A 14743-nucleotide genomic window follows, 5' to 3' on the forward strand; every position below is an offset into this window, starting at 1 on the left:
CCGTGGTGATCAGCCGATAACCCGGATGCATGAGCAGGTATCCCGTGGCGCGCGCCGGCGCCCGGCCAACGCCGGTTTTACCCCGTCGCCCCCCATGTCGCACACTGCGGCCTCACGCTACGCGGGAGTCTGCCATGCGCCCCATGTCCGTTCCGATGCCGCTGCGCGCGGTCCATGCCATTGGCCTGCTGTCGTTGTGCGCGCTGGCGCACGCCGGCCAGATCCGCGTGCAGCTGCCCGCGGACGCCACGGCCGGCGTGGCCGGCCGGCTGCTGCTGTACGCCGAGCCGGCCGCAACCGCCGAAGCACGCGCCAGGGACGGCAAGGTGCCTGCGGTCGAGACCAGCCTGTTCGCCGGCACCCACGCCACCGTCGCGGGCATGGACATCGCCCGCATCGCGCCCGGCCAGACGCTGCCGGTGGACACCGAAACCCTGGCCTGGCCGGCGCCGTTCCCGCAGCTGGCCGACGGCACGTACTACGTGCAGGCGGTGCTCGATACCCAACGCGACAACAACTACGCCGGCCGCGGCCACGACGACCTGCTGAGCGCCCCGACCCGGGTGGTGCTGGGCAGGGACGCGCCCACCGTCACGTTGCTGCTGGACCAGCGGGAAGCCGCCGCCGGCGACCCCTGGGAACTTTCCGGACGCCTTCCCGAGGCCGTCCGCCAGGCGGCGCCCGCGGCTAGGGCCGCCACCCGGGAGATCGATTTCACCAGCCCGGCGCTGAGCGCATTCTGGGGCCGGCCTATCCACATGCGTGGCTGGGTGGTGCTGCCGCCCGGCTACGATGCCGCCGCGCAGGCGCGCTATCCGGCGGTCTATTACACCCATGGCTTCACCGGCAACCAGCGCAAGCTGGTGGGCACCGCGGCCAGCGTCTACCAGGGCATGCTCGCCGGCGAACTGCCGCCGATGATCCTGGTGCTGCTGGATCAATCCAGCGCGACCGGCACCCACGAATTCGCCGATTCGGTCAACAACGGCCCCTGGGGCCAGGCCTTGACCGGGGAGCTGATCCCGCAGCTGGAGCGCGACTACCGGATGGACGGCAACGCCTCCGGGCGCTTTCTCAACGGTCATTCCTCCGGCGGCTGGGCCGCGCTGTGGCTGCAGGTGCGTTATCCGGCGCTGTTCGGCGGCGCCTGGGCCACCGCGCCCGATTCCAGCGATTTCCACGACTTCAGCGGCATCGACCTGTACACGGCCGGTGCCAACGTCTACCGCCGTGCCGACGGCCAGCCCTGGCCCCTGGTGCGCAACCAGGGCAAGGTGGTGGCCAGCTTCCAGCAGTTCGCGCAACTGGAGGAAGTGACCGGCCCGGTAGGTGGCCAGCTGGCCTCGTTCGAGTGGGTGTTCTCGCCACGTGGCGCCGACGGCCGGCCGATGCCGATGTTCGACCGCGGCACCGGCCAGGTCGACCCGCAGGTGGTGGCGTACTGGCGCGAGCACTACGACATCGCGGCGCGGATCCGCCGCGACTGGCCGCAGCTGGAACCCGACCTGGACGGCAAGCTGCACGTCTATGTGGGTACCGCCGACAACTTCTACCTGGACGGTGCCGCGCGGCGGCTGAAGGCGGCGCTGGACGGGGTGGGCGCCCGCTCGGATTTCCGCTTCGTGCCGGACCGCACCCACTTCGACCTGTATGCCGACGGCGAGGACCGCCAGGCGCTGCTCAAGGACATCGCCTGGCAGATGTACGCACTGGCGAGGCCGGGCGCGAAGCGTCCCACGGCACCCGCACCGGCGCCAGCCGGAGCTGGAGCGGTCACGCCGTAACGCCCTCGCAGCGCGCCGGCACCGGAACGAAGAAGGCGGCCCATGGCCGCCTTCTTCGCCTGCCCGATGGCGGGCCGCAGCCCGCCCGCGCTCACTTCACGAACGCCAACCGGCCGCCCTCGGCATCCACCTTCACCGTATCGCCGTTGACGAACCTGCCGGACAGGATCTCCTGCGCCAGCGGGTTCTCGATCTGCTGCTGGATCGCGCGCTTGAGCGGCCGCGCGCCATACACCGGGTCGAAACCGACATTGCCCAGCAACTCGTAGGCCTTGTCCGACAACTCGATGCGGATGCCACGCTCGCCCAGCCGCTTCTCCAGGCCGCGCATCTGGATCCGCGCGATCTGCTTGATCTGCTGCTTGTCCAGCGGGTGGAACACGACGATGTCGTCCAGCCGGTTGATGAACTCCGGGCGGAAGTGCGCCTGCACCACGCCCATCACCGCCGCCTTCATCTGCAGGTACGCCTCCGGCGAATCGTCGGCGCTCAACTCCTGGATCTGGTGCGAGCCCAGGTTGGAGGTCATCACGATGACGGTGTTGCGGAAGTCCACGGTGCGGCCCTGGCCGTCGGTCAGGCGGCCGTCGTCGAGCACCTGCAGCAGGATGTTGAACACGTCCGGGTGCGCCTTCTCCACCTCGTCCAGCAGGATCACGCTGTACGGGCGGCGGCGCACCGCTTCAGTGAGATAGCCGCCTTCCTCGTAGCCGACGTAGCCCGGGGGCGCACCGATCAGGCGCGCCACGGAGTGCTTCTCCATGAACTCGCTCATGTCGATGCGCACCATCGCGTCGGACGAATCGAACAGGAAATCGGCCAGCGCCTTGGTCAGCTCGGTCTTACCCACCCCGGTAGGGCCCAGGAACAGGAACGAGCCGCTGGGGCGGTTCGGGTCGGACAGCCCAGCGCGCGAACGCCGCACCGCATCGGAGACCACGCGGATCGCCTCTTCCTGGCCGACCACGCGGTTGTGCAGCATCTCCTCCATGCGCAGCAGCTTGTCGCGCTCGCCCTCGAGCATCTTGCTGACCGGGATGCCGGTCCAGCGCGAGACCACCTCGGCGATCTCCTCGTCGGTCACCCGGTCCTGCACCAGCTTGAAATCCTTGCGTTCGACTTCCTGCGCCGCCGCCAGCTGCTTTTCCAGGTTGGGCAGCAGCCCGTACTGGATCTCGCTCATGCGCGCGAAATCCTGGCGGCGCTGCGCCGCTTCCAGCTCCAGCCGCGCCTGCTCGATCTGCTCCTTGATCTTGGTGGTGCCCTGCAGCGCGGCCTTCTCCGACTTCCAGATCTCGTTGAGATCGGAGAACTCGCGCTCCAGCCCGTCGATGTCCGCCTCCAGGTCGGCCAGGCGCTTCTGCGACGCCTCGTCCTTCTCCTTCTTCAGCATCTCGCGCTGGATCTTGAGCTGGATCAGGCGGCGCTCGAGGCGGTCCAGCTCCTCCGGCTTGGAATCGATCTCCATGCGGATGCGCGAGGCGGCCTCGTCCATCAGGTCGATGGCCTTGTCCGGCAGCTGGCGGTCGGTGATGTAGCGGTTGGACAGCGTGGCCGCGGCGACGATCGCCGGGTCGGTGATCTCCACCCCATGGTGCACGGCGTAGCGCTCCTTCAGCCCGCGCAGGATGGCGATGGTGTCCTCCACCGTCGGCTCGCCGACGAACACCTTCTGGAAACGGCGCTCCAGCGCGGCGTCCTTCTCGATGTACTGGCGGTATTCGTCCAGCGTGGTCGCGCCGATGCAGTGCAGCTCGCCGCGCGCCAGTGCCGGCTTGAGCATGTTGCCCGCGTCCATGGCGCCGTCGGCCTTGCCGGCGCCGACCATGGTGTGCAGTTCGTCGATGAACAGGATGATCTGGCCCTCGTTCTTGGCCAGGTCGTTGAGCACGCCCTTCAGGCGCTCCTCGAACTCACCGCGGAACTTGGCGCCGGCGATCAGCGCGCCCATGTCCAGCGACAGCACGCGCTTGCCGCGCAGGCCCTCGGGCACCTCGTCGTTGACGATGCGCTGGGCCAGGCCCTCGACGATGGCGGTCTTGCCCACGCCGGGTTCGCCGATCAGCACCGGGTTGTTCTTGGTCCGGCGCTGCAGCACCTGGATGGTGCGGCGGATCTCCTCGTCGCGGCCGATCACCGGGTCGAGCTTGCCGCTCTCGGCGCGCGCGGTCAGGTCGATGGTGTACTTCTCCAGTGCCTGGCGCTGCTCCTCGGCGTTCTCGCTCTGCACGGTCTCGCCGCCGCGCAGCTTGTCGATCGCCGCTTCCAGCTTCTTGCGGTCGGCACCGGCCGCGCGCAGCGCCATGCCGGCCGCACCGCCGTCGTCGGTGGCGGCCAGCAGGAACCATTCACTGGCGATGAACTGGTCGTTGTGCTGCTGGGCCAGCTTGTCGGTGGCGTTGAGCAGGCGGCTCAGGTCGTTGCCCATCGACAGGTTGCCGGCCTGGCCGGACACCTTGGGCAGCGCGTCCAGCGCCTCGCCCAGGCGCTCGCGCAGCAGCGGCACGTTGACCCCGGCCTGGGCCAGCAGCGGCCGGCTGCTGCCCCCGGCCTGGTCGAGCAGCGCGGCCAGCACGTGCACCGGTTCGATGATGTTGTGGTCGCGGCCCACGGCCAGCGACTGCGCATCGGCCAGGGCTTTCTGGAAGTTGGAGGTGAGCTTGTCCATCCGCATGGTGGTCATCCCGAATCAGGGGCCGGCGTCGCCGGCGATACTCGTTCAGATGCGGTTGCGGCGGTGTGATTCAAGCCCGCCCCCTGGAGCCCGTTCAGCCGCGGCCGCCCCGCCCCGGCAGTATCCCCGGGGCGCCGCGGCCACGCCTTGATCGGGCGCAATCAGCCCGGCCCACCGCGTGTCAGCGCACGCCGGATCGCGCCCAGCTGGTGCTTCACCGCGCGTGCCTGGTCCGCCTCCAGGCGCAACAGCGCCTTCTGTCCGATCGAGCGCCCCTGCAGCTGCGGATCGACGAACCGGTAGCGGCCGCGCGCGTCGCGCTCCAGCAGCGGCGGCCGCGCCGGCTCGGGCGTCAGCAGCAGGTGGTCGATCACCGCCACCACGCGGTCGTTGAACTGGCCGCCGGGATGGCCCAGCTCGCGATACGCCTGCTGCACCAGCGGATACAGGCGCATGTAGGCCGCCGCCAGCGCATCGGCGTCGACCGCGGTGAAGGCCGCTACGTACGGCGCATAGCGGGCGGCGTTGGCGCCGGCCACGGTGATGCCCGACGCCGCGTCGCCTTCGACCTGCAGGTCGCCCGGCAGCGGACGCAGCGCCAGCGCGCTGGCCGGCACCCGGGCCTGGTCGAGATTGTCGATGTGCGTGACCAGCCGCTGCAGCCGGTGGTCGGGCAGCAGCAGCGCCAGCACCGGCGCCGGGAACAGCGCGGCGAGGTCTTCGCGCACCCGCGCATCACTGTCCGCCAGCGACGGCAGTGCCGCATCGATGGCCGCATCGCGCGGCAGCGGGTATCGCGCCGGTGCCGCGCTCACGCCCGCTGCCGCCGCTGGCGTCTGCGGCGTCTCCGGCGGCACGCTGCGATCGCCGCCGGCGGGCGTCGCCACCGCGCGCGGCGGGGCAGCCGGCATGGCCGTGCGCAGCTCATCGCGGAACAGCCACCACCCCGCGCCGCCCAGCACCAGCACGCCGGCCACGGCCCAGGGCCATACCGCTTTCCTGTCCTGCATCGGGAACCACCTCCGTCGTTGCGATCACCCAGGGTGTGACCAGGGCGATCGCGCGGGGTTCCCCGCCAGCTCAGCCGGGCCGCGGTGGCCGCTGCAGCGACAGCAGCGCCAGCACCGCCGCCAGCGCCACGTAAGCGCCGGCGAACTGCCAGCTGATGCTGCGCTGCAGCCCCTGCAGTGCCCACGGCAGGTACACCCCGCCGCGCGGGTCCACCGAGTGGATCAGGCCGAACAGGGTCAGCAGCGCGGCGACCAGGAGCAGGACCGACGCGCGCCGCGGACGCTGTTCGATCATCGCCACCACCGTGGCGATCCACAGCATCGCGGTGATGATGAAGCCGTTGCCGAGAGTGAAGATCACCGCCAGCTCCGGCAGCCCGTGGCCGTCGAGCGTGGTGGTCAGCTCGGCCAACCGCTCCGGCGCGATCCAGCCCGGTGCCTTGATCGCCAGCAGGTACGCCACCGAGGGCAGGAAGCCGAGCACCATCGCCGCGGCATGCCGCTTCGGCGTGGTCTCGAACGCCTGGGTGGTGATGTCGATGGCCACGTACACGATGATCGGCGCCAGCACCGCCAGCGGCAGCCACTGCACCAGGCCGGAAATCACCCCGAGCATGCCGCCGATGCCGACGAACAGTCCAGTCAGCAGGGTGTAGCCGCTGCGCGCGCCCATGTGCTTGTAGGCCGGCTGGCCGATGTAGGGCGTGGTCTGGGCGACGCCGCCGCAGCACCCGGCCACCAGCGTGGCCACCGCTTCCACCAGCAGGATGTCGCGGGTGCGGTAGTCGTCGCCGGCCGCGCGCGCGCTTTCGGACACGTTGATGCCACCAACCACCATCAGCAGCCCGAACGGCAGCAGCAGCGGCAGGTAGTCCAGCGCCGCCGGCAGGCCGTCGATGAAGCCCAGCGTCGGCAGCGGCAGCACCACCTGCGGTGGCGTCCACTGCGGCAGGGCGAAGCCCGGCGCGCCCAGCCCCGCCAGTCCCAGCCCGTAGTACAGCGCGGTACCGACCACGAATGCCACCAGCACCCCGGGCGCGCGTACCGGCAGCCGCCCCTTGGCGACCAGCACGTACAACAGCAGCCCCAGGGTGACGAAGCCGGCCACCGGCGAGCGCAGCGCTTCCAGCAGCGGCAGCAGGCCCATCAGCACCAGCGCGATGCCGGCGATGGAGCCCAGCAGCGCGGCCCGCGGCAGCGCGCGGGTCACCGCCTCGCCGAAAAACGACAGCACCAGCTTGAGCAGGCCCATGATCACCAGCGCCGCCATGCCCAGCTGCCAGGTGGCGATCGCCGCGGCCTGCGGGTCCATGCCCTGCTGGCGGAAGCCGGCGAACGCCGGCCCCAGCACCAGCAGCGCCATGCCGATGCTGGTCGGGGCATCCAGCCCCAGCGGCATTGCAGTGACGTCGTCGCGGCCCGTGCGCGCGGCCAGGCGCCGCGCCATCAGCGTGTACAGCAGGTTGCCCACCAGCACGCCGAAGGCGGTGCCCGGGAACATGCGCCCGAACACCACCTCGGCAGGGAACTGGAAGATGCCCACCAGCGCCATGGCGATGAAACCGAGGATGGACAGGTTGTCGACCACCAGGCCGAAGAAGCCGTTGAGGTCGCCGGCGACGAACCAGCGTGGGCGCGGGGCAGCGGGAAGGGAAGCCATGCGGGAACCGGGAGGAAGGAAGGGAAAACCATCGCCGGGGCGCGGGCGCCACGCCCTGCCCCGGCGCGCGTTGCTCAGAACGAGACGTCCACCGCCTGGCGCGCCCACAACACCGACTGGTGATGGGTGGCCTGCTTCCAGGCCAGGCGGATCGCCTCGATGTCGTTGCGGCGCTGCGGCGTGTCCTCGTGCAGCACCACCAGCACCTTGGTGCGCAGGCGCTCGGGCCCGGCGGCGCCACGGAACAGCCACTGGCCGTAGGCGTCGAACACGGTCAGGCCGTCGGGGAAGCGCGGGGTCACCTCGCGGTCGAGGAACGCCCGCCACTGCGCGTCGCTGATGGCATCGGTCTGTTCGCGGCGGGAGTCGCCGTCCTCGCGGCCGACGCCGAAATACAGCTCGCTGCGCACCCAGTGCGCGCCCTCGGCCGGGCGCGCGGCGTCGCCGTGCAGCGCGGCGGTGGCCGCCGGCGGGTCGGCGGGAGCGGCGGCGGTGGCAACCCCGCCCAGGCACAGCAACAACGGGAACAGCAAAGCGGACGACTTCATGGATGACCTCTGGAAGGAGCCTGCAAGGATGGCGTGGCCGTCGCTGCAGCGGCATATCACGTTTACGGATGAGCTGATGCCACGCGGGGCTTGCACCGGGCACCGGCATCACGCGAAGATAACATATCGCTCCATCCGGATGAATGTAACAAAGCATCCGGAAACCCCTTCCCCACGTCATCCCGGAGTTTCCCCCATGGCCCGTATTTCCCCGGCACCGCTCGGCCTGGCCGTCGTGCTGGCGCTGTCCTCGCCCGCCTACGCCCAGGACGCATCCGCCCCGGCGACCACGCTCGACACGGTGATCGTCACCGGTACCCGCGCCAGCGACCGCACCGTCCTGGAATCCACCTCGCCGGTGGACGTGCTCACCGCCGAGGACATCCGCAAGGCCGGCGTGGTCAACGGCGAACTCGGCAGCGCGCTGCAGGCGCTGCTGCCGTCGTTCAATTTCCCGCGGCAGTCCAACTCCGGCGGTGCCGACCACGTCCGCGCGGCGCAGCTGCGCGGGCTGTCGCCGGACCAGGTGCTGGTGCTGGTCAACGGCAAGCGCCGCCACAACTCGGCGCTGGTCAACACCGACAGCAAGATCGGCAAGGGCACCACGCCGGTGGACTTCAATGCCATCCCGGTCAGCGCGATCAAGCGCATCGAAGTCCTGCGCGACGGCGCCGGCGCGCTGTATGGCTCCGATGCGGTGGCCGGGGTGATCAACGTGATCCTCGACGATGCCCCGCAGGGCGGCGCCATCGAGGCCAGCTTCGGTGCGCACCACACCGACCTCAAGCCGATCGGCCGCACCCTCACCGATGGCCAGACGAGCTATTTCAGCGCCAAGGTCGGCACCGTGCTGAGCGACCAGGGCGGCTTCCTGCGCGTGGGCCTGGAGCTGAAAAACCGCGAGGCCACCAACCGCGCCGGCTTCGACCAGATCCCGCCGTGGGAGGCGCAGACCCCGGACAACCTGGCCCTGGCCGGCAAGCGCAACTACGCCCTGGGCGACGGTGCCAGCAAGGATCTCAACGCCTGGTTCAACACCGAGATCCCGTTCGGCGCCACCTCCAAGGCCTATGCGTTCGGTACCTACAACCAGCGCGATACCGAAGGCGCCAATTACTTCCGCTATCCGGACGGCGAAGCCAACTGGAAGCAGCTGTATCCCAACGGCTACCGCCCGGTTTCCGAAGGCGAGAACCTGGACCTGCAGCTGGTCGGCGGCGCGCGCGGCCAGTGGGGCGACTGGAACTACGACGCCAGCCTCGACCACGGCCGCAACGAATTCACCTACCGCCTGCGCGATTCGCTCAACGCCTCGCTCGGCCCGGCCAGCCCCACCCGCTTCAAGACGGGCGACTACGCGTTCGAGCAGACCGTGGCCAACCTCGATGTCGGTCGCATCTTCGTGCGCGCCGACGACAGCCACAGCCTCGGCTTCGGCGTGGAAGCGCGCCACGAACGCTACGAGACCGGCGCCGGCGACCCGGCCAGCTATGCGGCCGGCGCGTACACCGATCGCCCCACCGGCTCGCAGGCCGGCGGCGGCCTGACCCCGCAGGACGAGGCCCACCTCACCCGCGACGTGTTCAGCGCTTATGGCAGCCTGTCCTCGACCTTCGGCGAGAAGTTCTCCACCGACCTCGCCGCGCGCTACGAGCATTACCAGGACTTCGGCGGCGAGCTCACCGGCAAGCTCGGCGCACGTTACGCGTTCGCACCGGCGTTCGCGCTGCGCGGCGCCATCTCCAACAACTTCCACGCGCCGTCGCTGAGCCAGACCGGCTTCGAATCCACCTCCACCGGCTACACCGCCGGCGGCCAGCTGGTGCAGGGCCGGCTGCTGTCGGTGAACAACCCGATCGCGCGCGCACTGGGCGCCCGCGACCTGAAGCCGGAGAAGTCGATCAACTACAGCCTCGGTTTCACCAGCCAGATCGGCAGCCACCTGGACCTGTCGCTGGACCTGTTCCAGATCGACATCGACGACCGCATCGCGCTGTCGGAGAGCATCACCGGCGACGCGCTCACCGATTTCGTGCAGCAGCGCTTCGGCGTGAGCGGGCTGCAGAGCGCGCACTACTTCGTCAATGCCGCCGATACACGCACCCGCGGCGCCGAGTTCGTCGCCAACTGGCGGCAGACGCTGGGCGGCGGCGACCTGCTGCTCACCGGCACCTGGAGTTACGCCAGGACCGAGCTGAAGAACGTGCTGGCCACGCCGCCGCAGCTGCTGGCGCTGGATCCGGACTACGTGCTGTTCGGCGTGGAGGAAAGCAATACGCTCACCGACGCGGCGCCGCGCACCCGCGCGCAGCTGGCGGCGAGCTGGGCCGACGCGCGCTGGTCGCTGGGCAGCCGCCTGAGCCGCCATGGCAGCGCGCGACGCGTGTTCGATTTCGGTGGCGGCTATGTGCCGACCCAGACCTATGGCGCGGAATGGCAGCTCGATGCGGAAGTGGAGTACCGCGTCACCGCGAAGTGGAGCGTGGCCGTCGGTGGACAGAACCTGACCGACAACTACCCGGACCGCTCCAACGACGACATCCACTACTTCGGCAACCTGCCCTACGACGTGTTGTCGCCGATCGGCAGCAACGGCGCGTACTGGTACGGGCGCGTGCGCTACGCGTTCTGACCCGGCGGCTGGAAGCCGGGCCAGTGCCCGGCTTCCAGCATCCGCCTTCATGCGCCCGCGGCGGAACGATAACTTTCCTCTCACGTGCCGCGTGGCATGGTAGGGAAATGGTCAAAGCGTCCATCAGCCCGCCCCCCGCGCTGGATCCCGCTTGTGCCCTGTTCCTTGACGTGGACGGCACGCTGGTCGGGTTCGCGGCACAACCCGAAGATGTCCGCCTGCCACCACAGGTGCGCGACTGGATAGCCCGCATCGGCGAACGCCTCGGTGGCGCCCTGGCGCTGGTCAGCGGACGCCCGCTGGCACAGCTTGACCAGTTGTTCGCGCCACTGCGCTTGCCCGCCGCGGGCCTGCATGGCGCGCAATTGCGCCGCACCGACGACGACGCGCCGGCAGACGCCGACCCCGCCCACTGGCTGCATGACCTGCATGTGCAGGCGATGCGCCTGGCGCACGCGCACCCCGGCGTGCGCGTGGAAGCCAAGGGCCAGGCCCTGGCGCTGCATTGGCGCAATGCACCGGAGGCCGCAGCCGCGGTCGAAGCCTTCGCGCGCGCGCAGTTGCCGCGGCTGCCCGGCGTCCGCCTGCAACCGGGCAACCACGTGGTCGAACTGGTGTCCGCCGGCCACGACAAGGGCACGGCGGTGAGCACGCTGATGCGCGCGCCGCCCTTCGCCGGGCGCCGCCCGGTGTTCGTCGGCGACGACCTCACCGACGAGTACGGCTTCGCCGCGGCGACACGGCTCGGCGGCTACGGAATCCTGGTCGGCGACCGCTCGCCCAGCCAGGCGCGCCATGCCCTGCCGGATGTGGCCGCGATGCACGCGTGGCTGCGCGCGGGCGCGGCCTGATGCCACACCGCGGCGCCGGGCCATCGATCCGGACGCGGTCGCACCCCGGGGACGGCACGGCCGCCCCACCAGCAAGGAGGAATCGATGCTTCAAGCCAATCTCGAGATGGGCGTCATCGGCAATGGCAGTTTCGGTGCCCTGATCGACCGCCATGCGCGCGTGGTGTGGAGTTGCCTGCCCGCGTTCGATGGCGACCCGGCGTTCTGCGCGCTGCTGTCGCCGCGCGAACATGACGGCGGCGACTTCGCCATCGAGCTGGAGGATTATGCCGGCAGCGAGCAGCACTACATCACCAACACCGCGATCCTGCGCACGGTGCTGCGCGACAGCCACGGTGGCCAGGTGGAGGTGATCGACTTCGCGCCGCGCTGGCGCCGCCACGACCGCTTCTACCGGCCGCCGAGCCTGGTACGCCGCATCCGCCCGCTGTCGGGCAACCCGCGCATCCGGGTAGTGGCGCGGCCGCTGGCCGACTGGGGCGCGCGCGTGCCCGACTGCACCTGGGGCAGCAACCACCTGCGCTGGCTGCTGCCCGGCTTCACCCTGCGCCTGACCACCGACGTACCGGTGCGTTTCATCCGCGACGCGCTGCCGTTCGTGCTCGCCCACCCCATGGAGCTGGTGCTGGGCGTGGACGAACCGCTGGACCGCGCGCTTGCCAGCTACGCGCAGGACGCGCAGCAGCGCACCGAGGACTATTGGCGCGAATGGACCCGCTACCTGTCCATTCCGCTGGAATGGCAGGACGCGGTGATCCGCAGTGCCATCACCCTGAAGCTGTGCCAGTACGAGGACAGCGGCGCGATCATCGCGGCGATGACCACCTCCATCCCGGAGGCCCCGGGCAGCGCCCGCAACTGGGATTACCGCTACTGCTGGCTGCGCGACGCCGCGTTCGTGGTGCGCGCGCTCAACCGGCTGGGCGCCACCCGGTCGATGGAGGATTTCCTGCGCTACATCTTCAACCTGGCCACCACCGACGGCAGCCTGCAGCCGCTGTACGGCATCGGCCTGGAGGAACGGCTCGACGAGCATGAAGTGCCGTCACTGGCGGGGTACCGTGGCATGGGCCCAGTGCGGCGCGGCAACCTGGCCTGGCTGCAGCGGCAGCACGATGTCTATGGCTCCGTGGTGCTGGCTTCGACCCAGCTGTTCTTCGACCAGCGTCTGAAGGACCCGGGCGACGCGCACACGTTCGCCCGGCTCGAACCGCTGGGCGAACGCGCCTATGCCCTGCACGACGTGCCCGACGCCGGGCTGTGGGAGTTCCGCGGGCGCACCGCGGTGCATACCTATACCGCCGCGATGTGCTGGGCGGCCTGCGACCGCCTGGCCAAGATCGCCACGCGCCTGGCGCTCGGCGAGCGTGCCGCGCTGTGGCGCGAGCGCGCCGACCACATCCACCAGCGGGTGCTGGAGCGCGGCTGGAACCCACGGCTGGGCCACTTCACCGACACCTTTGATGGCAACCACCTGGACGCGTCGTTGCTGCTGCTGGCCGACATCGGCTTCATGGAGGCGGGCGACCCGCGCTACGTCGCCACGGTGGAAGCCATCGGCCACGGCCTGCGTCGCGGCGACGCGCTGTTCCGCTACATCGCCCCGGATGACTTCGGCGCGCCCGAGACCAGCTTCACCATCTGCACGTTCTGGTACATCGATGCGCTGGCCGCGATCGGCCGCATGGACGAGGCCCGCGCCCTGTTCGAAAGCGTGCTGGCACGGCGCAACCACCTCGGGCTGCTGTCCGAGGACCTGGCGTTCAGCGATGGCGAGCAGTGGGGCAACTTCCCGCAGACCTATTCGCACGTGGGCCTGATCACCGCGGCGATGCGGCTGTCGCGCAGCTGGCAGGAGGCCTCGTGAGCCGCCTGGTGGTGGTCTCCAACCGGGTCGCGGTGCCCGGCGAAAGCCGCGCCGGCGGGCTCGCCGTGGGGCTGCTGGCGGCCTTGAAGGAACGCGGCGGGCTTTGGTTCGGCTGGAGCGGGCGCAGCGTGTCCGGCCCCAGCGGGGAACTGCACGAACACAGCGACGGCGCCATCCGCTATGCCACCCTGGACCTGTCCAGGGCCGACCTGGACAGCTACTACAACGGCTTCTCCAACCGCGCGCTGTGGCCACTGCTGCACTTCCGCCTGGATCTGGTGGACTACGACCGCAGCAAGCGTGAAGGCTACTGGCGGGTCAACACGCTGTTCGCCGACCGGCTCGCGCCACTGCTGCGCGACGACGACACGGTGTGGATCCACGACTACCACCTGATCCCGCTGGCGGCGCTGCTGCGCGAACGCGGCATCGGTTGCCGCATCGGCTTCTTCCTGCACGTGCCGGTGCCGTCGGCCGACCTGGTGCAGGCGCTGCCCGAGCATCGTTCGCTGTTCTCGGCGCTGTACGCCTGCGACCTGCTCGGCTTCCAGACCCGGCGCGACGTGGACCGCTTCCGCTCCTGGGCGCGCCTGTTCGGCGGTGGCAGCGCCATCGACAGCGGGCACATCCAGTCGCCCGACGGGCGCCGCGTGCGCATCGCCGCGTTCCCGATCGGCATCGATACCGAGCACATCGCCCGGCAGGCACGGGTGGCTACCGGCAACAGCGCGGTGCGCGCGCTGCGGCACAGCCTGCAGGAACGCAAGCTGGCCATCGGCGTGGACCGGCTGGACTACTCCAAGGGGCTGCCCGAACGCTTCCATGGCTTCGAGCGCTACCTGACCCGCTACCCGCAGCAGAAGGGCAGCATGACCTTCCTGCAGATCGCGCCGGTCTCGCGCGGCAGCGTGGCCGAGTACCGTTCGCTGCGCAGCGAACTGGAGCGGCTGGCCGGGCACATCAACGGTGGCCACGCCGAGGCCGACTGGACCCCGTTGCGCTACGTCAACCAGAACTACGCCCACAGCACCCTGACCGGGTTCTACCGCGAGGCCGCGGTGGGATTGGTGACGCCGCTGCGCGACGGCATGAACCTGGTGGCCAAGGAGTACGTGGCGTCACAGGACCCGGACGATCCCGGCGTGCTGGTGCTGTCGCTGCTGGCCGGCGCCGCCGACGAACTGAAGCAGGCGCTGCTGGTCAATCCGCACGACCTGGACGGCGTCGCCGACGCCATCGCCACCGCAGCCAACATGCCGCGCGGCGAACGCATCGAGCGCTGGCAGGCAATGATGCAGCACCTGCGCGAGCACGACATCAACCGCTGGCGGCGCGACTACCTGCAGGCGCTGGAAGGCGACTGAGCGGCACGGTGCCAGCCAAACCCGGGAGCGCGCCACCCCGACCTGCCCGCAAATGCACGATCCCGTAGGTGCGGGGCTCGCCCCGCACCGACCCTCACCGGGAAAGCCCCATGCGGGGCAAGCCCCGCATCTACGTCCGTGCTGCGTCGTCCCGGATGAACCACGCGCCTGCGGCGGTGTCCCGGCCGAACCCGGGAGCACACCATCCGGACCTGCCTGCAAACGCACGATTCCCGTAGGTGCGGGGCTCGCCCCGCACAGGCTTCACCGGAACAGCCCCATGCGGGGCAAGCCCCGCATCTATGCCTGCGCTGCGTTGTCCCGGATGAACCACGCGCCTGCGGCGTTGTCCC

The 14743-nt window shown here is 70.2% G+C and carries 9 protein-coding genes; 5 read left to right on the forward strand and 4 right to left on the reverse strand.

Going from position 1 to position 14743, the window contains the following annotated elements; genetic code table 11:
- The first annotated feature begins 143 nt into the window (after positions 1 to 143).
- On the forward strand, positions 144 to 1784 hold the full coding sequence (locus tag MKP15_RS02405; RefSeq protein WP_240211665.1) for an alpha/beta hydrolase-fold protein: 1641 nt from the start codon (positions 144 to 146) through the stop codon (positions 1782 to 1784).
- 91 nt (positions 1785 to 1875) lie between these two features.
- Here the strand turns inward: MKP15_RS02405 and clpB are convergent, their stop codons facing one another.
- The 4 genes from clpB to MKP15_RS02425 form a co-directional block, all read right to left on the reverse strand.
- On the reverse strand, positions 1876 to 4458 hold the full coding sequence (gene clpB, locus MKP15_RS02410) for an ATP-dependent chaperone ClpB (protein WP_240211719.1): 2583 nt from the start codon (positions 4456 to 4458) through the stop codon (positions 1876 to 1878).
- A 161-nt stretch (positions 4459 to 4619) separates the two neighbouring features.
- Positions 4620 to 5468, reverse strand: coding sequence for a DUF3014 domain-containing protein (locus MKP15_RS02415; protein ID WP_240211666.1), 849 nt, complete (start codon positions 5466 to 5468; stop codon positions 4620 to 4622).
- 70 nt (positions 5469 to 5538) lie between these two features.
- A complete protein-coding gene (locus MKP15_RS02420) occupies positions 5539 to 7128 on the reverse strand; it encodes a hypothetical protein (RefSeq protein WP_240211667.1) in 1590 nt (529 codons plus the stop codon).
- A 74-nt stretch (positions 7129 to 7202) separates the two neighbouring features.
- On the reverse strand, positions 7203 to 7676 hold the full coding sequence (locus MKP15_RS02425) for a DUF3574 domain-containing protein (RefSeq protein ID WP_240211668.1): 474 nt from the start codon (positions 7674 to 7676) through the stop codon (positions 7203 to 7205).
- 196 nt (positions 7677 to 7872) lie between these two features.
- Here MKP15_RS02425 and MKP15_RS02430 point away from each other — a divergent pair, with 196 nt between their 5' ends.
- The 4 genes from MKP15_RS02430 to otsA all read left to right on the forward strand — a co-directional run bounded on the left by MKP15_RS02430 (position 7873) and on the right by otsA (position 14390).
- Positions 7873 to 10308, forward strand: coding sequence for a TonB-dependent receptor (locus MKP15_RS02430; protein WP_240211669.1), 2436 nt, complete (start codon positions 7873 to 7875; stop codon positions 10306 to 10308).
- 107 nt (positions 10309 to 10415) lie between these two features.
- Positions 10416 to 11159, forward strand: coding sequence for a trehalose-phosphatase (gene otsB, locus MKP15_RS02435; protein ID WP_240211670.1), 744 nt, complete (start codon positions 10416 to 10418; stop codon positions 11157 to 11159).
- A gap of 85 nt (positions 11160 to 11244) precedes the next feature.
- Entirely contained in the window at positions 11245 to 13026 is a 1782-nt protein-coding gene (locus MKP15_RS02440) for a glycoside hydrolase family 15 protein (protein WP_240211671.1), read from the forward strand.
- Complete coding sequence (otsA, locus tag MKP15_RS02445; RefSeq protein ID WP_240211672.1) at positions 13023 to 14390, forward strand: alpha,alpha-trehalose-phosphate synthase (UDP-forming); 1368 nt, start codon at positions 13023 to 13025, stop codon at positions 14388 to 14390. Before MKP15_RS02440 ends, otsA begins: the two co-directional genes overlap by 4 nt.
- Positions 14391 to 14743 lie beyond the last annotated feature (353 nt).

The organism is Stenotrophomonas sp. Y6 (assembly GCF_022436665.1).
In the GTDB taxonomy this organism is placed as follows: domain Bacteria; phylum Pseudomonadota; class Gammaproteobacteria; order Xanthomonadales; family Xanthomonadaceae; genus Stenotrophomonas; species Stenotrophomonas acidaminiphila_A.